The sequence below is a fragment of the Curtobacterium sp. ME12 genome, from assembly GCF_903970855.1.
Classification (GTDB): domain Bacteria; phylum Actinomycetota; class Actinomycetes; order Actinomycetales; family Microbacteriaceae; genus Curtobacterium; species Curtobacterium poinsettiae_A.
In genome coordinates this window covers 1-20,991 of sequence record NZ_CAJCKD010000010.1, presented here as the reverse complement: position 1 = coordinate 20,991, position 20,991 = coordinate 1, and the positions used below count along the sequence as shown (strand labels likewise).

The 20,991-nt window shown below is 71.0% G+C and carries 19 protein-coding genes; 16 read left to right on the top strand and 3 right to left on the bottom strand.

Annotated features, from left to right (window positions below):
* Positions 1-62 precede the first annotated feature (62 nt).
* A complete protein-coding gene (locus tag H7A73_RS06980) occupies positions 63-518 on the bottom strand; it encodes a MaoC/PaaZ C-terminal domain-containing protein (protein ID WP_182065278.1) in 456 nt (151 codons plus the stop codon).
* Between the two features lie 20 nt (positions 519-538).
* Entirely contained in the window at positions 539-2,011 is a 1,473-nt protein-coding gene (locus H7A73_RS06975; protein ID WP_182065277.1) for a CHAD domain-containing protein, read from the bottom strand.
* A gap of 128 nt (positions 2,012-2,139) precedes the next feature.
* On the opposite strand from H7A73_RS06975, the gene H7A73_RS06970 reads away from it, so the two are divergent.
* Entirely contained in the window at positions 2,140-3,501 is a 1,362-nt protein-coding gene (locus H7A73_RS06970) for a phosphotransferase (RefSeq protein WP_182065276.1), read from the top strand.
* Positions 3,502-3,576: 75 nt separating this feature from the next.
* Here H7A73_RS06970 and H7A73_RS06965 read toward each other — a convergent pair whose 3' ends face one another.
* The gene (locus H7A73_RS06965) at positions 3,577-3,933 is read right to left on the bottom strand and encodes a DUF1844 domain-containing protein (protein WP_182065275.1); all 357 of its coding nucleotides are present in this window, start codon (positions 3,931-3,933) and stop codon (positions 3,577-3,579) included.
* A gap of 285 nt (positions 3,934-4,218) precedes the next feature.
* On the opposite strand from H7A73_RS06965, the gene infC reads away from it, so the two are divergent.
* The 15 genes from infC (at position 4,219) to tyrS (ending at position 20,473) form a co-directional block, all read left to right on the top strand.
* On the top strand, positions 4,219-4,893 hold the full coding sequence (infC, locus tag H7A73_RS06960; RefSeq protein ID WP_182065274.1) for a translation initiation factor IF-3: 675 nt from the start codon (positions 4,219-4,221) through the stop codon (positions 4,891-4,893).
* 60 nt (positions 4,894-4,953) lie between these two features.
* Positions 4,954-5,148 (top strand): 50S ribosomal protein L35, encoded by a 195-nt coding sequence (gene rpmI, locus H7A73_RS06955; protein ID WP_056120818.1) that lies wholly within the window; start codon positions 4,954-4,956, stop codon positions 5,146-5,148.
* A 27-nt stretch (positions 5,149-5,175) separates the two neighbouring features.
* Positions 5,176-5,559 carry a 50S ribosomal protein L20 gene (gene rplT / locus H7A73_RS06950; protein ID WP_017887975.1) on the top strand — a complete coding sequence of 128 codons (384 nt, stop codon included), beginning with the start codon at positions 5,176-5,178 and terminating at the stop codon, positions 5,557-5,559.
* Between the two features lie 65 nt (positions 5,560-5,624).
* Positions 5,625-6,476 (top strand): TrmH family RNA methyltransferase, encoded by an 852-nt coding sequence (locus tag H7A73_RS06945; protein WP_182065273.1) that lies wholly within the window; start codon positions 5,625-5,627, stop codon positions 6,474-6,476.
* Positions 6,477-6,568: 92 nt separating this feature from the next.
* Entirely contained in the window at positions 6,569-7,609 is a 1,041-nt protein-coding gene (pheS, locus tag H7A73_RS06940) for a phenylalanine--tRNA ligase subunit alpha (protein ID WP_182065272.1), read from the top strand.
* Positions 7,609-10,101, top strand: coding sequence for a phenylalanine--tRNA ligase subunit beta (pheT, locus tag H7A73_RS06935; RefSeq protein WP_182065271.1), 2,493 nt, complete (start codon positions 7,609-7,611; stop codon positions 10,099-10,101). The genes pheS and pheT overlap by 1 nt, the downstream gene beginning before the upstream one ends.
* A gap of 77 nt (positions 10,102-10,178) precedes the next feature.
* Positions 10,179-11,276: an N-acetyl-gamma-glutamyl-phosphate reductase gene (locus H7A73_RS06930; protein WP_182065270.1), complete on the top strand. Its 1,098-nt coding sequence runs from the start codon at positions 10,179-10,181 to the stop codon at positions 11,274-11,276.
* Positions 11,273-12,472 carry a bifunctional glutamate N-acetyltransferase/amino-acid acetyltransferase ArgJ gene (gene argJ, locus H7A73_RS06925; protein WP_182065269.1) on the top strand — a complete coding sequence of 400 codons (1,200 nt, stop codon included), beginning with the start codon at positions 11,273-11,275 and terminating at the stop codon, positions 12,470-12,472. Before H7A73_RS06930 ends, argJ begins: the two co-directional genes overlap by 4 nt.
* On the top strand, positions 12,472-13,524 hold the full coding sequence (argB, locus tag H7A73_RS06920) for an acetylglutamate kinase (protein ID WP_182065268.1): 1,053 nt from the start codon (positions 12,472-12,474) through the stop codon (positions 13,522-13,524). Before argJ ends, argB begins: the two co-directional genes overlap by 1 nt.
* Positions 13,521-14,744, top strand: a complete 1,224-nt coding sequence (locus H7A73_RS06915; RefSeq protein WP_182065267.1) for an acetylornithine transaminase — start codon at positions 13,521-13,523, stop codon at positions 14,742-14,744. The genes argB and H7A73_RS06915 overlap by 4 nt, the downstream gene beginning before the upstream one ends.
* Complete coding sequence (gene argF / locus H7A73_RS06910) at positions 14,741-15,664, top strand: ornithine carbamoyltransferase (protein WP_182065266.1); 924 nt, start codon at positions 14,741-14,743, stop codon at positions 15,662-15,664. Before H7A73_RS06915 ends, argF begins: the two co-directional genes overlap by 4 nt.
* Before the next feature lie 18 nt (positions 15,665-15,682).
* On the top strand, positions 15,683-16,879 hold the full coding sequence (locus tag H7A73_RS06905) for an argininosuccinate synthase (RefSeq protein ID WP_182065265.1): 1,197 nt from the start codon (positions 15,683-15,685) through the stop codon (positions 16,877-16,879).
* A gap of 85 nt (positions 16,880-16,964) precedes the next feature.
* Positions 16,965-18,401 (top strand): argininosuccinate lyase, encoded by a 1,437-nt coding sequence (argH, locus tag H7A73_RS06900; RefSeq protein ID WP_182065264.1) that lies wholly within the window; start codon positions 16,965-16,967, stop codon positions 18,399-18,401.
* Complete coding sequence (locus H7A73_RS06895) at positions 18,398-19,096, top strand: DNA-3-methyladenine glycosylase (RefSeq protein WP_182065263.1); 699 nt, start codon at positions 18,398-18,400, stop codon at positions 19,094-19,096. Before argH ends, H7A73_RS06895 begins: the two co-directional genes overlap by 4 nt.
* Before the next feature lie 63 nt (positions 19,097-19,159).
* A complete protein-coding gene (gene tyrS, locus H7A73_RS06890; protein WP_259362759.1) occupies positions 19,160-20,473 on the top strand; it encodes a tyrosine--tRNA ligase in 1,314 nt (437 codons plus the stop codon).
* The last annotated feature ends 518 nt before the right edge of the window (positions 20,474-20,991 follow it).

Genomic DNA, 20,991 nt, shown 5'->3' with positions numbered 1-20,991 from the left:
GTTGTAAAGAGGGCGCCGGGATTGCGCGGAGCAGGTTCCGCTGGCGCTCGTCGAGCGGTCGCTCAGCCGATCGCGGCGTCGCGGGTGAGGACCATGACGTCCATCCGTCCCTGCTGGACGACCGTGCCGTGCTGGTTCCGCAGGGCCACCGCTCGTTCGACGATCCCGGTCGTGCCCGAACTCGTCAGCCGGGTGCCGAGGACCTCGACGGTGCAGGTCACGGTGTCCCCGATGAACACCGGCTCGGTGAAGCGCCACTGATCGATCCCGAGCAGTGCCACCGCGGACCCCTCGAACACGCCCGTGCGTGCGATGAGCCCGAGGCACAGCGAGGTGCCGAGCAACCCGTGCACGATCCGCTGCCCGTACCGGGTCCTCCCCGCGAACTCGACGTCCGTGTGCACCTGGTTGTTGTCGTTCGTCCACGAGGCGAACGACACCACGTCCGCCTCGGTGATGGTGCGCCCCGGCGTGGTGAAGGTCTGCCCGGCAGCGAGGTCCTCGAAGTAGTGCGGCACGGCCCGATTCTCGCACCCGGTCAGAGCCGCGCGAGCAGCTTCCGCGATCGGTGCAGCCCCTGCGTGCTGGCCGCTTGCTCGGTCGTCGCCAGGACGCCGTACCCGAACGTGTCCTCACCGCGCTGCGCCGCCACGGCTGCCAGCCGTCGGTACGCATCGGCCGCGTGCGCGGCGTCGAGCGTCTCGCCCAGGGTCTCCTGCACCCGTCGCAGTCGACCGAGCCGGCGTTTCCCGACGTCGGGAAGATCACCGGCCGCCTGCAGGGCGTAGCGCAACCGGCGCGCGGCCTTCCGGACCTCGTGCAGGGTGTCGAGGTCATCGCCGGGGTTACCGAGCAGCCGACCGACGCGTGCCCGCTCGTGCCGGATGCGCCGGGTGACGAACGTGGCCCCGTCGTCGTCCGCGTGCGGGCCGGCCGGCGCCCGCAGCAGCAGGTCGTCGAGGGCGTCGAGTGTCCGGAACCAGGCGTCGGAACGCAGCGCTCGCCGCAGCTCGGCCGCAGCGACGCCGCGGCGTTCCGCGGTCTCCGAACCGATGCGGTCGAGGGTCTCCGCGTCCACGTACCCGTCGGGGGCGCGTGCCGCCGACCGGGACAGGCCGGCGTGCAGCACCTCGGCGTCGCGAGCGGTCCCGGCGACCTGCCCGGTCTCGGCCAGGGCGGCACGGAGTTGCTCCGTCGCCTGACGGTCGAGCGCGCCGCGGAACGCCGCGAGCACACTCCGCAGGCGTCGCAGCACCTTCCGCAGGTCGTGCACGGCCTCGGGTTCGTCGGCTCGTACCCGGGGTTCCGCCGCCACGAGGTCACGCCGCAGGGCACCGAGCACCCGCAGGACGAACCCCGCGGCGGTGTCCGGCCGGAGGCGCTTCGCTCGGCCGCGTCGGCGCTCCGGGGCGGGCTCCGGGCCCCGGGGGAGCGGAGCCGACGCGACGTCCACCGGATCGGTCGCAGCGTCGTGCAACGCTCGTCCGGCCGCTCGTGCCGTGGCACCGTCGTGTCCGTCGTCCGTCAGGGCCCACCACCGCGACGACCGCAGCACGGTGGTGTCCGGGTCGCCGTCGTCCACGCGCACGTCGGCGACCTCGGCCCGCACCCGGCCGTCCCTGCCGCGGAGGGTCACGAGCGTCGTGGTGGTGTCACGGACCAGGACCACCCGCAGCGGACGACCACGCAGGAACACCTCGACGGCGTCCCGTGGGGGATCGTCGGAGGCGCCGTCGAGCGGTTCCGGGCCGACCCCGTCGGCACCCCGGTCGATCGTCCAGGTGCCGTCCGACAAGCGTGTGAGCACGACGCCCTCGGCGGCGAGCACCCGGTCGTCGGAGTCCCACACCGTCTCGCGCACCGTCACCGCTTCGTGGCGGCGCACGTCGGCGGCGAACGGCTCGAGTGCGGGGAGCCTGCGGTCGTCGAGGACCCGCCAGGTCCGGCGGGGGTCGGGGAGCGCACGTGCAGCGTCAGCGGCGGGGGGAGGAGCGGCAGCGGATCGGGGCATGCCGCAAGTGTCGTCCGATGCACCCGTGTCAGACCGGGGGCAGCGGGGTTCTGTGGACGGAGCGCTCCCCGTCCCGTCCTGTGGGGGACTCGGCACCTCGCCAGGGCACGGCGCGTAGGTTCCGCTGCATGACCGACGGAGCACCCAGCGCCCCCGACACCCGCGCAGACACCCGCGCAGACACCCGCGCAGACACCAGCGCAGTCACGAGCGCAGACGCCAGCGCAGTCACGAGCGCCCCCGACACCAGCACGCCGAGCGACCGCGACCTCGAGTCCTGGATCGCCGACCGCCGCTGGTACGCCTCGAAGGGGTCCGTGCCACACCTCCGGACGATCTCCACCGACGACGGGACGCGGCTGGTGCTCGACGAGGCCCCCGCGGTCCCCGTCCTCTACCAGTCACCGATCACCAGCGACCGCGACGGCGCGATCGTCGACGCCACCACCGACCTCGCGTGGGTGTCGGCACTCGCCGCACGCATCGACGCGGCACCGGACAGCCTCAGCCCGATCGGCCGGGTCACCGCGGCCCGCGTCCTGACGGGCGAGCAGTCCAACACGTCGGTCATCTGCGACACCGACTCCGGCGACCGCGTCATCATCAAGGTCTTCCGCGTGCTGCACCACGGCGACAACCCCGACGTGACCACGCAGCTCGCCCTCACCGCGGCGGGCAGCACGCGGGTGCCGCGGGTCTACGGTGCGCTCCGCGCCGACTGGCCCGACGTCGGACGCCCGGACGGCACGGCGACCGGACACCTCGCCTTCGCCCAGGAGTTCCTGCCCGGGCTCGACGACGCCTGGCGCGTCGCCCTGCAGGAGGCGCAGGTCGGCGCCCCGTTCGGTGACCGCGCCGAGCGGCTCGGTGCCGCGCTCGCCGACGTGCACCGCACCCTGGCCGGAGCGCTGCCGACGGAACCGGCAGACGCCCCCCGACGGGACGCCGCCGTCGCGACGATGCACGCCCGGCTCGACACCGCCGCCCGCGAGGCCCCGGCCGTCGCCGAACACGCCGACGCCGTCCGTGCGGTCTACGACCGTGCCGCCGATGCCGCGTGGCCGGACCTGCAGCGCATCCACGGTGACCTGCACCTCGGACAGGTCCTGTCGGCACCGGACCCCCGCGGGTGGGTCTTCCTGGACTTCGAGGGCGAACCGCTCCGCCCCCTCGACGAACGCTCGCTGCCGGACGTCGCCCTGCGCGACGTCGCGGGCATGCTCCGCTCGTTCGACTACGTCGCGGGTGCGCTGGCGCACGACGCCGAACCGGTCGACGCGGCCGCCTGGGCGGCCGAGGCACGGGCACGCTTCCTCGAGGGCTACCAGCAGGGCGCCGGCGCGGACCTCGCCGCCCACAGCGCACTGCTCGACGCCTTCGAGCTCGACAAGGCGGTCTACGAGGTCGTCTACGAGACCCGCAACCGACCCGACTGGGTCGGCATCCCGCTCGCGGCCGTCGCGCGCCTGGTCGGCGACAGCGGGTCCTGAGCGCGACCCACGGACGGACGGGAGGCCCGTGGCGACACCGCCACGGGCCTCCCGTCCGCCATCTGGTGACGTCGTCTAGTTGACGGGACCCGTGTACTTCTCGCCCGGTCCGGCGCCGATCGGGTCCGGGATCGCCGACGCCTCGCGGAAGGCGAGCTGCAGCGACCGCAGCCCGTCGCGGAGCGGGCGGGCGTGGTGGTCGCCGATCTCGGTCGCGGCGGCCGTGACCAGTCCGGCCAGCGCGGTGATGAGCTTCCGCGCCTCGTCCAGGTCGGTCTGCTCCTGTGGGTCGTCGGCCAGGCCGACCTTCACGGCCGCGGCACTGAGCAGGTGCACCGCAACGGTGTTGATGAGTTCGACCGCCGGCACCTCCGCGATGTCCCTGGCGGCGTCGATGCCGATGCTGTCCTCGTCGGTCGGGGTGTCGCTCACGGTGCTCCTCTGCTAGGCTTGCCCGCGGCAGATGCTGTCCGTGTGCCCCCAGGTATTCCTGAGAGCGTCCGGACGGTGTCACGAAAGAGGAGTCTCTCCCACCCGCGGCCGCGTTCCACCAGGCTACCGGGTCACTACCGCTCCGCGAGTGCACGAGTTGTGCTCGTCGGTCGGGTCCGACGGACCCGATGCAGGGCGGCTGCCGAACGGGTCGACATCCCGTGCGTCAGATCTCCTCTCTCGTGCTGTCGTCCAGGGCAAACGCCCCGGACGGCCACCACCTGATTGAAGGAGCTCCGCATCACCGATCCCCGTACCAACGACCGAATCCGCGTTCCCGAAGTCCGACTCGTCGGTCCGCAGGGTGAGCAGGTCGGCGTTGTCCCGATCGCCATGGCACTGCGTCTCGCGCAGGAAGCCGAACTGGATCTGGTCGAGGTCGCGCCGAACTCGAAGCCGCCCGTGGCCAAGATCATGGACTACGGCAAGTTCAAGTACGAAGCCGCTCAGAAGGCCAAGGAAGCCCGTCGCAACCAGGTGAACACGGACCTGAAAGAGGTCCGTTTCCGCCTGAAGATCGACGTGCACGACTACGAGACGAAGCGCAAGCGCGCCGAGGGGTTCCTCCTCGGTGGCGACAAGGTGAAGGCGATGATCCTCTTCCGTGGTCGCGAGCAGTCGCGTCCGGAGCAGGGTGTCCGTCTCCTCCAGAAGTTCGCGGAAGAGATCGCCGAGTTCGGTGTCGTCGAGTCCCGTCCGACCCAGGACGGCCGCAACATGACGATGATCATCGCTCCGCTCAAGAACAAGTCCGACGTCAAGGGCGAGCAGAACGCCAAGCGTGCTGCGCAGAAGGCCGAGCGTCGTGCCACCGAGCACGCCGCGAAGGGCAAGGACGAGGCCGAGGCCGGTTCCACGTCCGAGGCAGCCGCGAAGTCCACGGACGCCGCGGCCGAATAGGTCCCCGGACCGACCCCGCAACGACGCGGCCCCCCATCCATCCCACGGAAAGGCACCACCATGCCCAAGCAGAAGACCCACTCCGGGTCGAAGAAGCGCTTCAAGGTCACCGGTACCGGCAAGATCATGAAGCAGCAGGCCGGTATGCGTCACAACCTCGAGGTCAAGAGCGCCAAGCGCAAGGCCCGCCTGAACGAGGACCAGGTCCTCTCCAAGGCTGACGCGAAGAACGTCAAGAAGCTCCTCGGCCACTGAGCCCCCGGATCGTAAAGGAATAGTGCAATGGCACGAGTAAAGAGAGCGGTCAACGCCGCCAAGAAGCGCCGCGTCATCCTCGAACGCGCCGAGGGCTACCGCGGCCAGCGTTCGCGCCTGTACCGCAAGGCCAAGGAGCAGGTCACCCACTCCCTCGTCTACGCGTACCGCGACCGTCACGCGAAGAAGGGCGAGTTCCGTCGCCTCTGGATCCAGCGCATCAACGCTGCGTCCCGTGCGAACGGCCTGACCTACAACCGCCTCATCCAGGGTCTCAACCTGGCCGGCGTCGAGGTCGACCGTCGTATCCTCGCCGACCTCGCGGTGAACAACCCCGAGACCTTCACGGCGCTCGTCGAGACCGCGAAGAAGGCCCTCCCGGCCGACACCTCGGCCCCGAAGGCTGCGTAGTCAGTTCTTCTGCTCGCGAAACCCCCGCCGCACGGCGGGGGTTTCGTCGTTCCTAGACTTGGGTCGTGAGCGATCTCCTCGAGAACCCCCGTGCCGGACGCGTGAAGGCCGTCGCGGCCCTGGCCAAGAAGGACGTCCGGGCCGAGACCGGCCTGTTCCTGCTGGAAGGGCCCCAAGCGGTCCGCGAAGCGCTGGAGTACGCCCCGGAGCTCCTGCGCGAGCTGTACGTGACCCCGACCGCCGCTGCCCGCTACGGGCTCGACGATGCGCCCGTGGACACCTGGTTCGTGACCGAGCAGGTGCTCGACGCGATGGCCGACACGGTCACGCCGCAGGGCGTGGTGGCGGTGTGCCAGCAGTTCCCGACGTCGGTGAAGGACGTCTTCCCGGACCGCGCTGCGGCCGCCGCCGACCGGGAGGCCCGTGATGCGTCCGACGAGCAGGCCGCGTTGCCCGGACTGGTCGCCATCCTCGAAGAGGTGCGGGACCCGGGGAACGCCGGCACGATCATCCGGGCCGCCGACGCCGCCGGTGCCGACGCGGTGGTCCTGACCGGACGCTCGGTCGACCCGTACAACCCGAAGGTCGTCCGGTCGACGACCGGGTCCCTGTTCCACGTCCCGGTGTCCGTCGGCGTGACCCTGGCGGACACGATCGAGCGGGCGAAGGCCCTCGGGTACACGGTGCTCGCGGCGGACGTCTCCGGCGACGACCTGCCGGTGGTCCGTGCCGAGGGGATGCTCGACGGACCGACCGCGTGGGTCTTCGGCAACGAGGCCCGCGGGCTGACCGCCGAGGACCTCGCCCTCGTCGACCGGGCCGTCAAGGTGCCGATCTACGGACAGGCGGAGTCGATGAACCTCGCCACCGCCGCGTCGGTCTGCCTGTACGAGTCGGCCTTCGCGCTCCGGAACTGACGCTCCTCCACGGACCGGTCGTCGGCGTCGGCCATCCACCGTCCGCTCGGTGCAGGTGGGTGGTATCCCGACGGCCGGTAGGCTTGGGTCTCGTGTCAGAACCTCTCGAGATCAGTGAATCGGCCGTCGCCGACGCGGTGGACGCGGCCTTCGCCGCCGTCCGTGCCACGACGACGGTCGCCGAACTGAAGCAGGCCAGGGCCGAGCACACCGGTGAGCAGTCACCGTTGGCGCGGATGAACGCATCGATGCGCAGTGTGCCGCCGGAGCAGAAGGCCGCGGCGGGCAAGCTCGTCGGGCAGGCCCGTGGGCGGGTGAACGCGGCGATCGCCGAGCAGGAATCCGTGCTCGCGGTGGCCGAGGAGCGCGCACGGCTCGAAGCCGAGCGCGTCGACGTCACCGCGTTGCCGGTCCACCGCGCCGTCGGCTCCCGCCACCCGCTCTCGCTGCTGAACGAAGCCGTCGCCGACATCTTCGTCGGCATGGGGTGGGAAGTGGCGGAAGGCCCCGAGCTCGAGCACGAGTGGTTCAACTTCGACGCGCTCAACTTCGACCAGGACCACCCGGCCCGGGCCATGGCGGACACGATCTTCGTCGAGCCCGTCGACCGGCACCTGGTCATGCGCACCCACACCTCCCCGGTGCAGGTGCGGTCGCTGCTGTCGCGTGACCTCCCGCTGTACGTCATCGCGCCGGGCCGCGTCTACCGTGCCGACGAGCTCGATGCCACGCACCTGCCGGTCTTCACCCAGGTCGAGGGCATCGCGATCGACAAGGGCCTGACGATGGCGCACCTGCGCGGCACGCTCGAGCACTTCGCCCGGCAGATGTTCGGCGCCGAGGCACAGATCCGGCTCCGCCCGAACTACTTCCCGTTCACCGAGCCCAGCGCCGAGATGGACGTCTGGCAGCCGAACGCCAAGGGCGGCGCGCGGTGGGTCGAGTGGGGTGGCTGCGGCATGGTGAACCCCAACGTCCTGCGTGCCGCCGGGATCGACCCGGACGAGTACCAGGGCTTCGCGTTCGGCATGGGCATCGAGCGGACACTGCAGTTCCGCAACGGCCTGAACGACATGCGTGACTTCCTCGAGGGCGACATCCGCTTCTCGCAGCAGTTCGGAACGGTGGTCTGATGCGCGTCCCACTCCGTTGGCTCGGTGAGTCCGTCGACCTCCCCGAGGACGTCACCCTCGAGCACGTCCACGCGGCGCTCGTGTCGGTCGGCTTCGAGGAAGAGGACGTCCACACCTTCGACCTGACCGGTCCCATCGTGGTCGGCCGGGTCCTGGAGCGCGTCCCCGAACCGCAGAAGAACGGCAAGACCATCAACTGGTGCCAGGTGGACGTCGGTGAAGCCGAGCCGCGCGGCATCGTCTGCGGCGCGCACAACTTCGACGTCGGCGACCTCGTCGTCGTCACGCTGCCCGGCGCAGTCCTGCCCGGGCCGTTCCCGATCGCCGCCCGCAAGACCTACGGACACGTGTCAGACGGCATGATCGCCTCGGCCCGCGAGCTCGGGCTCGGTGACGAGCACGACGGCATCCTGCGGTTCGCAGACCTCGGCATGGACCCCACCGTCGGCGCCGACGCCATCGCGCTCCTCGGCCTCGACGACGCCGCGGTCGAGATCAACGTCACACCGGACCGCGGCTACGTGCTCAGCATGCGCGGGGTCGCCCGTGAGTACGCGCACGCCACCGGAGCCAGCTTCCACGACCCCGTCGACCGCGTCGCGCCGCGTGCGGCCGAGGGCTTCCGGGTCACGATCGACGACCGGGCCCCGATCCGGGGTCGCGTCGGAGCGTCGACGTTCGTCACGCGCGTCGTGCGCGGGATCGATCCGGCCGCGAAGACACCGGCCTGGATGGTTTCGCGCCTCTCGCTTGCCGGGGTGCGCTCCATCTCCCTGCCCGTCGACATCACGAACTACGTCATGTTCGAGCTCGGCCAGCCGCTCCACGGCTACGACCTGCAGACCGTCGCGGGCGGCCTCGGCGTGCGCCGGGCGATCGCCGGCGAGACGCTCGAGACCCTCGACGGCACGGTCCGGAAGCTCGACCCGGAAGACCTCGTCATCACCGACGACGACGGCCCCGTCGGCCTCGCCGGCGTCATGGGCGGAGCCCGCACCGAGATCTCGGCGAGCACGACCGACGTCCTGATCGAGGCCGCCGGGTTCGACCAGGTCTCCATCGCCCGCACCGCTCGTCGCCACAAGCTCCCCAGCGAGGCATCCCGTCGCTTCGAGCGTGGAGTCGACCCGCAGGTGGCCGAGGCCGCGGCGAACCGTGCCGTCGAGCTCCTCGTCGAGCTCGCCGGCGGCACCGCCGACGCCCTCGGGTCCACGCTCGTCGACACCGAGCCGCGGGCGACCGTGACGATGCGGCTCTCGCGTCCGGCCGACCTCGTCGGCGTCGACTACACCGACGCCGAGGTCATCGACACGCTCCGTGCGATCGGTGCCACGGTCGAGGCCGACGACGAGCAGCTCTCGGTCACCCCGCCCACCTGGCGTCCCGACCTGACCGACGACACCACCCTCGTCGAAGAGGTCGCGCGTATCGTCGGCTACGACCGGATCCCGAGCGTGCTGCCGGTCGCTCCGCCCGGTCGGGGCCTGACCCGGCACCAGCAGGCTCGTCGTCGGGTCGCCGCGGCGCTGGCCGCCGCGGGCCTGACCGAGGTCGTCACGGCACCGTTCGTGTCGGTGGCCACGCAGGACGCTTACCCGGGGATCGACCCGCAGGGCGGACCGAGCGTCGTGCTCGCCAACGCCCTGGACAGCGAGCAGAACCTCCTGCGCCGGAGCGGCGTCCCGGCCCTGGTCGACGCAGCCCGTCGCAACGTGTCGCGCGGGCTCGTCGACGTCGCGCTCTACGAGACGTCCCGGGTGTTCCTGCCGGTGACGGGCGTGACGCTCGGCACCGATGAGGTCCCGGCGGGTGCCGCCCGGCCCGATCGTGCGGCGCTCGAGGCGCTGGACGCCTCGCTGCCCGCCCAGCCCTTCCACGTCGCCGCACTGCTGACCGGCCACCGGGTCGTCAAGCAGCCCGGCACCACGGCGGAACCGTTCGGCATCGCCGACGCGATCGATGCGGCCCGCCAGGTCGCCTGGGCCGTCGGTGTCGAACTCACCGTCGCCCAGACGACCCACCCGTCCCTGCACCCGGGCCGTGCCGCGTCGCTGCTCGTCGACGGCACGGTCGTGGGCCTCGCCGGAGAGCTCCTGCCCGAACTGGCCGAGGCCGCCGTCCTGCCCCGCGTGGTGGCGGTCGTCGAGCTCGACCTCGACGCGCTGGTCGCCGCGGCCCCGGAACTCGTCGCGGTCGCGCCGATCGTCTCGTACCCGGCAGCCACGCAGGACCTCTCGCTCGTCGTCGACGCCGGTGTGCCGGCCGGTGACGTGCTGGATGCGGTGCGCTCTGGCGCCGGAGACCTGTTGGAGTATGCTCGGCTCGTGGATGACTACCGGGGCTCCGGCGTGGACGAGGGACAGAAGTCCCTGACGTTCGCCCTGCGCTTCCGTGCCACGGACCGCACGCTGACCGCTGCCGAGGCCACCGAGGCCCGTGACGGCGCTGTCCGACGTGCCGGCGAGCGATTCGGGGCGACCCTGCGCGACTGACCCACACGGGATCAGCACCGCCCGGGGTCGCCGCCTCCGACTCTCTCGACGACCAGTCCGACCAAAGGTGGAATCCCATGTCCGTATCCGTCGCCGTGGCGGGAGCCTCCGGCTACGCGGGTGGTGAGCTCCTGCGCGTGCTCTCCGCCCATCCCGAGTTCGAGGTCAGGACGGTGACGGCGTTCTCGAACGCCGGGCAGCCCCTGATCGCGACCCAGCCGCACCTCCGTTCGCTGTCGCACCTGACCCTGGCGGAGACGACGGCCGAGACGCTGCGCGGGCACGACGTGGTGTTCCTGGCGCTGCCGCACGGCCAGTCGGGTGCGATCACCGCGGAACTCGGCGATGATGCGCTCGTCGTCGACTGCGGCGCAGACCACCGTCTGACGGACCCGGCGGCGTGGGAGCGGTTCTACGGCGGCGACTACTTCGGTGCGTGGTCCTACGGGCTGCCCGAGCTCCTGCTCGCGGCGCCCACCCCGGGTTCGGCCGATGAATGGCGCGAGGTCGACGACATCGCGTCGCAGGGCAAGCAGCGTTCCGCCCTGGTCGGCACGAAGCGCATCGCGGTCCCCGGCTGCAACGTCACCGCGGTGACGCTCGGCATCCAGCCGGGCGTCCAGGCCGGCCTCGTCGAGTCCGACGACCTCGTCGCCGTGCTCAGCGTCGGTCCGAGTGGCGCCGGCAAGAAGCTCAGCACCACCTACCTGGCCTCCGAGATCATGGGGTCCGCCAGCGCCTACGCCGTCGGTGGCTCGCACCGGCACGTCCCCGAGATCCAGCAGAACCTGCAGGTCGCGGGGGCCGCCGACGTGACGATCTCGTTCACGCCGGTCCTGGTCCCGATGTCGCGGGGGATCCTGGCGACCACCACCGCGAAGCTCTCGCCCGGCGTGAGCGCACGCGACGTCCGGCTCGCGTGGGAACAGGCGTACGCCGACGAACCCTTCGTGCACCTGCTGCCCGAAGGCGAGTTCCCCCGGGTCGCGGACACCATCGGTGCGAACACCGCGCTCGTCGGCATCGCCGTCGACGAGGCCGCCGGCCGCGTCGTCGCGGTGACCGCGCTCGACAACCTCGCCAAGGGCACGGCCGGCGCCGCCGTCCAGTCGGCGAACATCGCCCTCGGTCTCCCCGAGACCACGGGCCTCAGCGTGGACGGAGTCGCACCGTGACCGACGCAGGCACGACCACCCAGACCGAGCCGGGCCTCCAGGGCGTCACCGCGGCAGCGGGCTTCCGCGCCGCCGGTGTCACCGCAGGCCTGAAGACGAGCGGCAAGCCGGACGTGGCCCTCGTCGTCAACGACGGGCCCGACGCAGCCGTGGCCGCCGTCTTCACCAGCAACCGAGCCCAGGCGCACCCCGTCATCTGGTCCCGCCAGGTCGTCGGGGACGGCGTCGCCCGTGCCGTCGTCCTGAACTCCGGCGGCGCGAACTGCTTCACCGGCCCGTTCGGCTTCCAGACCACGCACCTGACGGCCGAAGCCGTGGGCGATGCCCTCGGGATCGGAGCCGGCGACGTCGTCGTCTGCTCCACCGGGCTCATCGGTGTGGGCGACCAGACCTTCCGCGACAACGTGCTCCGCGGCGTCGAGCTGGCGAGTGCGGCACTCAGTGGCGACGGCGGTCCCGATGCGGCGACCGCGATCATGACGACGGACACGAAGGCCAAGCAGTCCGTCGTGACCGAGGACGGCTGGACCGTCGGCGGCATGGCCAAGGGTGCGGGGATGCTCGCCCCGGGTCTCGCAACGATGCTCGTCGTCATCACGACCGACGCCGTGCAGACTCCGGACCAGCTCGACCAGGCGCTCCGCGCCGCCACCCGCATCACGTTCGACCGGGTCGACTCCGACGGCTGCATGTCGACGAACGACACGGTCGTCCTGCTGTCGTCGGGTGCGAGCGGCGTGACGCCCGAGGTCGGTGACTTCCAGGAGGCCCTGACCGCGGTGTGTGCCGACCTGGCCCGCCAGCTGCAGCAGGACGCCGAGGGCGCGAGCCACGACATCGCGATCGAGGTCGTGCACGCCGCGACCGAGGACGACGCCGTGACCGTCGGTCGGAGCGTCGCCCGGAACAACCTGTTCAAGGCGGCCGTCTTCGGCAACGACCCGAACTGGGGCCGGGTGCTCGCAGCGATCGGCACCACCGACGCCGAGTTCGACCCGTACGCGGTGGACGTCAGCATGAACGGCGTCCGGGTCTGCCACGCGGGCGCACCCGACGAGCCGAGCGACTCCGTCGACCTGACCCCGCGTGACACCCACGTGCGCATCGACCTCGGTGTCGGCGCGCACTCGGCCACGATCCTGACCAACGACCTCACGCACGACTACGTGCACGAGAACAGCGCGTACTCCAGCTGATGGCGAACGACACCGAAGGGGCCGGGACGCCCCTCACGAAGGAAGAAGAACACGAGTTCGCCGCGGTCAAGGCCGCGACGCTCATCGAGTCGCTGCCCTGGCTGAAGCGCTTCTCGGGCAAGGTCGTCGTGGTCAAGTTCGGCGGCAACGCCATGGTGAACGAGGACCTGAAGCGCGCCTTCGCCGAGGACATGGTCTACCTGCGCTACGCCGGCCTGCACCCCGTCGTCGTGCACGGCGGAGGCCCGCAGATCTCCGCCGCCCTCAAGGAACAGGGCATCGAGTCCGAGTTCCGCGGCGGCTACCGTGTCACGACGACCGAGGCGATCACCGTCGTCCGCGACGTCCTGGCGGGGGAGGTCAACCGCGAGATCGTCGACTTGATGAACGAACACGGCGAGGGTCTGGCCGTCGGCGTGTTCGGCGACGGCGGCTCGCTGTTCACCGGCGAGAAGAAGGGCGTCGTCGTCGACGGCCAGGAGTACGACCTCGGCCACGTCGGGGACATCACCCACGTCGACCCGTCGGGTGTGCTCGCCGCGATCGAGGCCGGCCGGATCCCGGTCGTCTCGAGCATCGCGATCGACGACGCGCACCCCGACCAGGCCCTCAACGTGAACGCGGACGCGGCGGCCGGTGCCCTGGCGATCGCGCTCCGGGCCTCGAAGCTCATGATGCTCACCGACGTGCCCGGTCTGTACCGCAACTGGCCCGACCGTGACTCGATCGTCGACCTCATCGCGGTCGACGAGCTCCGTGCACTCCTGCCGAGTCTCGAGTCGGGGATGATCCCCAAGATGACCGCGTGCCTCGACGCCGTGGTCGGCGGGGTCGGCGGTGCGACCATCATCGACGGCCGGATCCCGCACTCGATCCTGCTCGAGGTCTTCACCCTGCGGGGTGCGGGAACCGAGGTGATCCCGGACCCGAGCCGACGAACCGAGAACCAGATGACCCACGCCGAGATCGGCCGTCGCGTGGCGTCGCCGTCGATCGACAGCAGTACCGGCCAGCACGTGGCGGGTACGGACGAGAAGGGACACCAGCAGTGAGTACCGAGACGCACACCGAGACCTGGAACGACCGGTTCGGGGCGTCGCTCATGCGATCCCTGACCCCGCCGAAGATCATGCTCGAGCGTGGCCAGGGCTGCCGCGTCTGGGACGTCGACGGCAACGAGTACCTCGACTTCCTCGCAGGCATCGCGGTGAACTCGCTCGGTCACGCGCACCCCGCGCTCGTCGAGGCGATCGCCGACCAGGCCGCGAAGCTCGTGCACGTGTCGAACTACTTCGCCACTCCGCCGCAGCTCGAACTCGCCGAGCGCCTCAAGCGCATCACCGGCGCGGGCGACGCGGGCCGTGTCTACTTCGGCAACTCCGGCGCCGAGGCGAACGAAGCCGCGTTCAAGCTGGCCCGCCTCAACAAGGGTGCGGATGGCACGAAGACCCGGATCATCGCGCTCAAGCAGGGCTTCCACGGCCGCACCATGGGTGCGCTCGCGCTCACCGGCAAGCCCGCGCTGCAGCAGGACTTCCTGCCGATGATCCCGGGCGTCGAGCACATCGACACCTCGATCGAGGCGCTCGAAGCGTCGATCGACGACTCCGTCGCCGCCCTGGTCCTCGAACCCATCAAGGGCGAGGCCGGCGTGGTCGACCTGCCCGAGGGCTTCCTGCTGGCGGCACGCCGACTGACCGCGGAGCACGGCGCACTGCTGATCCTCGACGAGATCCAGACGGGTGTCGGCCGGACCGGCAACTGGTTCGCGTTCCAGGGCCACGGTGTGACGCCGGACGCCATCACCATCGCCAAGGGGATCGCCGGCGGCTTCCCCATCGGCGCCCTCGTCACCTTCGGCTGGGCGTCCGACCTGTTCTCGGCCGGGCAGCACGGTTCGACCTTCGGCGGCAACCCGCTCGGCACCCGCGTCGCGAACGCGGTGCTCGAGGAGATCGAGCGCGCCGACCTGGTCGCCGGCGCAGTGGTCAAGGGCGAGCGGATCCGTGACGGCATCCGCGCCATCGGTTCCCCGCTGGTGGAAGAGGTCCGTGGCACCGGCCTGCTCATCGGCGTCGGTCTGACCGGTCCGATCGGCCCGGCCGTCAACGCCGCCGCCCTCGAGCGTGGCCTCATCATCAACGCCCCCAACGAGTCGAGCCTGCGCATCGCACCGCCGCTCATCGTGTCCGACGCCGAGATCGACGAGTTCCTGTCGATCCTCGCCCAGAGCCTCGCGGCCGTCGCCGCAGCGCAGGAGCCCACCGCATGACCCGCCACTTCCTCCGTGACGACGACCTGAGCCAGGCCGAGCAGTCCGCGATCCTCGACATCGCCGACCGCATGAAGGCCGACCGCTGGGCGGAGCAGCCGCTGGCCGGTCCGCAGAGCGTCGCGGTGATCTTCGACAAGTCGTCGACCCGCACCCGGGTGTCCTTCCACGTCGGCATCTCCGACCTCGGCGGCAGCCCACTGATCATCTCGACGGCGAACAGCCAGCTCGGCGGCAAGGAGACCCCGTCGGACACCGCCCGCGTGCTCGAGCGCATGGTGTCGGCGATCGTGTGGCGCACCTACGGTCAGGCCGGGCTCGAGGAGATGGCCGCCGGCACGACGGTCCCCGTCGTCAACGCGCTGTCCGACGACTTCCACCCCTGCCAGCTCCTCGCCGACCTGCTCACCATCCGTGAGCACCGCGGTGCCCTCGCCGGGCAGACCGTGGCGTTCATCGGCGACGGTGCGAGCAACATGGCGCAGTCGTACCTGCTCGCCGGGGCGACCGCGGGCATGCACATCCGTGTCGCAGCCCCCGCCGAGTTCTCCCCGTCGGCGCAGGTCGTCACCGACGCCGAGGAACGCGCCGCCGTCACGGGCGGCTCCGTCCTCGTGGTGACCGACCCGGTGGCCGCGGTGGCGGGCGCCGACGTGGTCGTCACCGACACCTGGGTGTCGATGGGCAAGGAGTCCGAGAAGCAGTCGCGTCTCGACACCTTCGCGGGGTACCGCGTCGACGACGCGCTCATGGCGCACGCCGCCGACGACGCAGTCTTCATGCACTGCCTGCCGGCCGACCGTGGGTTCGAGGTGACCGCCGACGTCATCGACGGCCCGCGCAGCATCATCTGGGACGAGGCGGAGAACCGTCTGCACGCCCAGAAGGCGCTGCTGGCCTGGCTGCTCGCCAACGACTAGCCGACGGATCGAACACCAGTGGCTGACCGCGTCGTCCTCGCGTACTCCGGCGGTCTCGACACCTCCGTCGGGATCGGCTGGCTGCGCGACGCCACCGGCAAGGACGTCGTCGCACTCGTGGTCGACGTCGGCCAGGGCGGAGAGGACCTCGGTGCGGTCCGGCAGCGTGCGCTCGACTGCGGCGCCGTCGAATCGCTCGTCGTCGACGCCAAGGACGAGTTCGCCGACGAGTACATCGTGCCGGCGCTCCGGGCCAACGCGCTCTACCAGAAGCGGTACCCGCTCGTCTCGGCGCTGAGCCGTCCGCTCATCGCGAAGCACCTCGCGCTGACGGCGAAGCAACTCGGTGCCGACAGCGTCGCGCACGGCTCCACCGGCAAGGGCAACGACCAGGTCCGCTTCGAAGCAGCGGTCGCGGCGATCGCACCGGACCTGCGAACCGTCGCCCCCGTTCGGGACCTCGCCCTGACCCGCGACCGCGCCCTCGCCTACGCCCAGGAGCACCGGCTGCCGATCCAGCACTCGGAGCGGGAGCCGTGGTCGGTCGACCAGAACGTGTGGGGGCGGGCCGTCGAGACCGGCCTCCTCGAGGACCCGTGGAACGCCCCCGCCGCCGACCTCTACGCGACCACGCAGGACCCGGCGCTCCCGCAGCCGCCCGACGAGGTCACGATCACCTTCGACCGCGGTGTCCCGGTCGCCCTCGACGGGCAGCGGTTCAGCGTGCTGCGCATGGTGCAGGAGCTCAACGCGGTCGCCGGCAAGCACGGGGTGGGACGGATCGACGTCGTCGAGGACCGGGTGGTCGGCATCAAGTCGCGCGAGGTCTACGAGGCGCCGGCCGCGATCGCGCTCATCGCTGCGCACGAGGAACTCGAGAGCCTCACCCTCGAGCGCGACGTCGCCCGGTTCAAACGCGGCGTCGAGTCCGAGTGGGCCGACCTGGTCTACGACGGACTGTGGTTCGGGGGACTCAAGCGCAGCCTCGACGCCTTCGTCGAGCACACCCAGCAGCACGTCTCCGGCGACGTCCGGTTGCGGCTGCAGGGTGGGCGTGCCACGGTGACGGGCCGTCGGTCGGAGCAGAGCCTCTACGACTTCGACCTGGCGACGTCGGACACCGGCGACGCGTTCGACCAGTCCGTGTCCAGGGGGTTCATCGAGCTCTGGTCACTGCCCAGCAAGATCTCCGCCCGCCGCGATGCGGCGAACTGACCGACAGCCGCACCGCACCGACCGACGGCCCGCGGCCCCAGCCGCCCGGCCCGCCCCCAGTACCGACGAAACGACGCAGGACGACATGACCGACGAGAAGACCGACGCCACCAACACCGGTGCCCTCTGGGGCGGCCGCTTCGCCGACGGCCCGAGTGCGGCCCTCGCCGCGCTCTCGAAGTCGACGCACTTCGACTGGCAGCTCGCGCCCTACGACATCGCGGGGTCCCGAGCCCACGCCCGAGCGCTCCACACCGCGGGCTACCTGACCGCCGACGAGCTCGAACGCATGCTCGCCGGCCTCGACCGGCTCGAAGCGGCGCACGCTGACGGCACACTGCAGCCGGGCGACTCCGACGAGGACGTCCACGGCGCCCTCGAGCGCCTGCTCATCGCCGACCTCGGTCCCGAACTCGGCGGCAAGCTCCGCGCGGGTCGCAGCCGCAACGACCAGATCGCCACCCTCGGCCGCATGCACATGCTCGACCACGGGCGTCGCATCGGCCGGCTCGTGATCGACCTCGTCGACGCGATCACCCAGCAGGCGACCGAGCACCCGGGCGCGATCATGCCGGGGCGCACGCACCTGCAGCACGCGCAGCCCGTGCTCCTGGCCCACCACCTGCTCGCGCACGCCTGGCCGCTGGTCCGCGACCTCGAGCGCCTCCGCGACTGGGCCGGCCGCGCGAGCGTCAGCCCGTACGGTGCCGGTGCGCTGGCGGGCAGTTCGCTCGGCCTCGACCCCGCCGCGATCGCCGCGGAGCTCGGCTTCGACCGCCCGGCGGACAACTCGATCGACGCCACGGCCGCCCGTGACGTCGTCGCCGAGTTCGCGTTCGTCCTCGCGCAGATCGGCATCGACGTCTCGCGGCTGTCGGAAGAGGTCATCCTCTGGAACACGAAGGAGTTCGGTTTCGTCCGACTCCACGACGCGTTCTCGACCGGCTCGAGCATCATGCCGCAGAAGAAGAACCCGGACATCGCGGAACTCGCCAGGGGCAAGTCGGGGCGTCTGATCGGCAACCTGACCGGGCTCCTCGCGACCCTCAAGGGGCTGCCCCTGGCCTACAACCGCGACCTGCAGGAGGACAAGGAGCCGGTCTTCGACTCCGTCGCCACGCTCGAGGTCCTGCTGCCCGCGTTCACCGGCATGATCGCGACCCTGACCTTCGACACCGACCGGATGGCCGAGCTCGCACCGCAGGGGTTCTCGCTCGCGACGGACGTCGCCGAGTGGCTGGTCCGCCAGGGCGTCCCGTTCCGGGACGCGCACGAGGTCTCCGGCGCGCTCGTCCGGTACTGCGAGGAGCGCGGCATCGAGCTCGACGAACCGACCGACGACGAGTACCGCGCGGTGTCCGAGCACCTCACGCCCGACGTCCGTTCCGTCCTGACCATCGAGGGCAGCGTCGCGTCGCGCTCCGGCGTCGGGGGCACCGCACCCGACCGCGTCGCCGAGCAGCTCGCGTCCGTCACCCGCCGCGTCCGCGACCTGGCCGAGGGCGCACCCTTCTCGCGATGACCGAGGGGATCGCCGCGCTGCTCGCCGAGCCCGCACCGATCGCCGCGCCGGCCCTGCTCGGTGCGACGATCGCCGGGCGCGGCGTGGCGCTCCGCATCACCGAGGTCGAGGCCTACTCCGGCCCCACCGATCCCGGATCACACGGTCATCGGGGGATGACGGAGCGCAACCGACACCTCTTCGGCCCGCCCGGCACGCTGTACGCCTACCGCTCGTACGGCATCCACACCTGCGTCAACGTGGTGAGCGGGCCGGCCGGCAGCTCGTCGGGCTCCCTGCTGCGCGGCGCGCAGGTCGTCGAGGGACTGGACGTCGTGCGAGCGCGTCGTGGGGCGGAGGTCGCGGACGTCGCGTTGGCACGCGGGCCCGGCAACCTCGGGGGTGCGCTCGGAGCGGTCCTCGGGCAGGACGACGGCACGTCGCTCCTCGACGGGTCCGGCCCGTTCGTGCTCACCCTGGCACCCGGCCTGGAGGCCCGGCTCGCCTCCGCCCGACCGGCCCGCGTGATCGACGAGCTCCTGTCCGAGACCCTGCCTGGTCCGCCCGCGGGCGCTGCGGTCACGCGCATCTCACGCGGCCCGCGCACCGGCGTCGGCGGCATCGCCGGCGGGGTGCGGTACCCCTGGCGCTTCTGGCTGACGGGTGACCCAACGGTCTCGACGTACCGACGGCACAAGGGCGCCCTCGACTCGTGAACCCGGCCCCGGGCCTCCCGGCTGCCGCGCCTGCCGGACGTCCGTCGCCGCTACGATGGCGGGGTGTCCAGTGATACCGCTCAAGACGTCCTGACGCGCCAGCAGAACGACCCGGCCTTCGACTCGGTGTGGGACGAACTGCAGTGGCGCGGTCTGGTGCAGGTCTCGACCGACGAGACCGCGCTGCAAGAGGCCCTCGACGGTGAGCCGATCACGTACTACTGCGGCTTCGACCCGACGGCGCCGTCGCTGCACTGCGGCAACCTCCTGCAGCTCCTGACCATGCGGCGGTTGCAGCTCGCCGGGCACAAGCCGCTCGCGTTGGTGGGCGGGTCGACCGGCCTCATCGGCGATCCCCGACCCACGGCCGAGCGCACGCTGAACACCCCGGAGACCGTGGCGGAGTGGGTGTCCCGGCTGCAGGCTCAGGTGTCCCGGTTCCTCAGCCCGGACGGCGACAACGGTGTCCGCCTGGTGAACAACCTCGACTGGACCGCCCCCCTGTCCGCGATCGACTTCCTTCGTGACGTCGGCAAGTACTTCCGCGTCAACTCGATGCTCAAGAAGGACGCGGTGGCCGCGCGGCTGAACTCCGATGCGGGGATCAGCTACACCGAGTTCAGCTACCAGATCCTGCAGGGGCTCGACTACCGCGAGCTCTGGCGCCAGTACGGGTGCACGCTGCAGACCGGCGGCTCGGACCAGTGGGGCAACCTGACCTCCGGCACCGAGCTCATCCGTCGCGCCGAAGGTGCGACGGTGCACGCCCTCGGTACCCCGCTCATCACGAACTCCGACGGCACGAAGTTCGGCAAGAGCGAGGGCAACGCGATCTGGCTCGATGCCGAGATGACCTCGCCGTACGCGCTCTACCAGTTCTGGCTCAACACGGCGGATGCCGACGTGATCGCCCGGCTGCGGCAGTTCACGTTCCTGACGCGTGCCGAGATCGAACGACTCGAGCAGGCCGTCGCCGACGAACCCTTCCGACGAGCGGCCCAGCGGACCCTGGCGTTCGAGGTCACCTCGATCGTGCACGGGGTGGCGGCGACCCAGGCGGCGATCGATGCCGCAGCCGCGTTGTTCGGCAACGGCGAGCTCGGCGCGCTCGACCCGGAGACCCTGCGGTCGGCGATCGCCGCGCTGCCGGGGTCGGTCACGCTCGACTCCGGAGCGGACGTCGCACGTGCACTCGTGGAGACCGAACTCGTGAAGTCCCTCGGTGAAGCCCGCCGCGCGATCGAACAGGGCGGTGTCTACGTGAACAACGTCCGGGCCGACGATCCGGCCGCCCCGCTGTCCGATCTCGCCCTGCCCGGGGGAGTGCTCGTGCTGCGCCGTGGCAAGAAGACCCTCGCCGGCGTGACACTCGCCTGATCCCGGTTGCTCGACCACCTGTGGTGCCCGGTTCCCCTGTGGAACCGGGCATCGCTGCGTCCGGGCGACGTGTGTTGCACAACGCGACACGCCCGGGATGGGAGCTGGCTTGGCGCACCCGCTCAGGGCTGCGTATAGTTCTTACTCGTCACCCCAAAGGTGCGGCGGAGCGGCTGGAGCGAAAGCCCAGAGCACGTCGGCCCTCAAGCGGGACCATCCTCCACTGAAGTTCAGATCAGGCCTTGCGCCGGATCGCTTCGACGCCTAGGATGACAAACCCACCGGTTCTCTCCCCTCGGGATGAGCCACTGGACCTCCGGGTCCGACGAACAACCGGTGGCAAGCCAAGAACACAAGCCTTGTGGCTGAAGCTCGAACTCGAGCCGAGGAGCAAGTGCGTCTGGTCCTTGAGAACTCAACAGCGTGCACATTGTCAATGCCAATTTATTGATTGACCTCGTGCCTGGTCGGTTTGTCCGGCTGGGTCATGAAGCAATTCCTTTTGGATTGAAGATTGT

Coding starts and splice junctions, on each gene's coding strand:
- H7A73_RS06975 (WP_182065277.1), bottom strand. CDS start 2,011: ATGCCCCGATCCGCTGCCGCTCCTCCCCCCGCCGCTGACGCTGCACGT.
- H7A73_RS06970 (WP_182065276.1), top strand. CDS start 2,140: ATGACCGACGGAGCACCCAGCGCCCCCGACACCCGCGCAGACACCCGC.
- rpmI (WP_056120818.1), top strand. CDS start 4,954: ATGCCCAAGCAGAAGACCCACTCCGGGTCGAAGAAGCGCTTCAAGGTC.
- rplT (WP_017887975.1), top strand. CDS start 5,176: ATGGCACGAGTAAAGAGAGCGGTCAACGCCGCCAAGAAGCGCCGCGTC.
- pheT (WP_182065271.1), top strand. CDS start 7,609: ATGCGCGTCCCACTCCGTTGGCTCGGTGAGTCCGTCGACCTCCCCGAG.
- H7A73_RS06930 (WP_182065270.1), top strand. CDS start 10,179: ATGTCCGTATCCGTCGCCGTGGCGGGAGCCTCCGGCTACGCGGGTGGT.
- argB (WP_182065268.1), top strand. CDS start 12,472: ATGGCGAACGACACCGAAGGGGCCGGGACGCCCCTCACGAAGGAAGAA.
- argF (WP_182065266.1), top strand. CDS start 14,741: ATGACCCGCCACTTCCTCCGTGACGACGACCTGAGCCAGGCCGAGCAG.
- argH (WP_182065264.1), top strand. CDS start 16,965: ATGACCGACGAGAAGACCGACGCCACCAACACCGGTGCCCTCTGGGGC.
- H7A73_RS06895 (WP_182065263.1), top strand. CDS start 18,398: ATGACCGAGGGGATCGCCGCGCTGCTCGCCGAGCCCGCACCGATCGCC.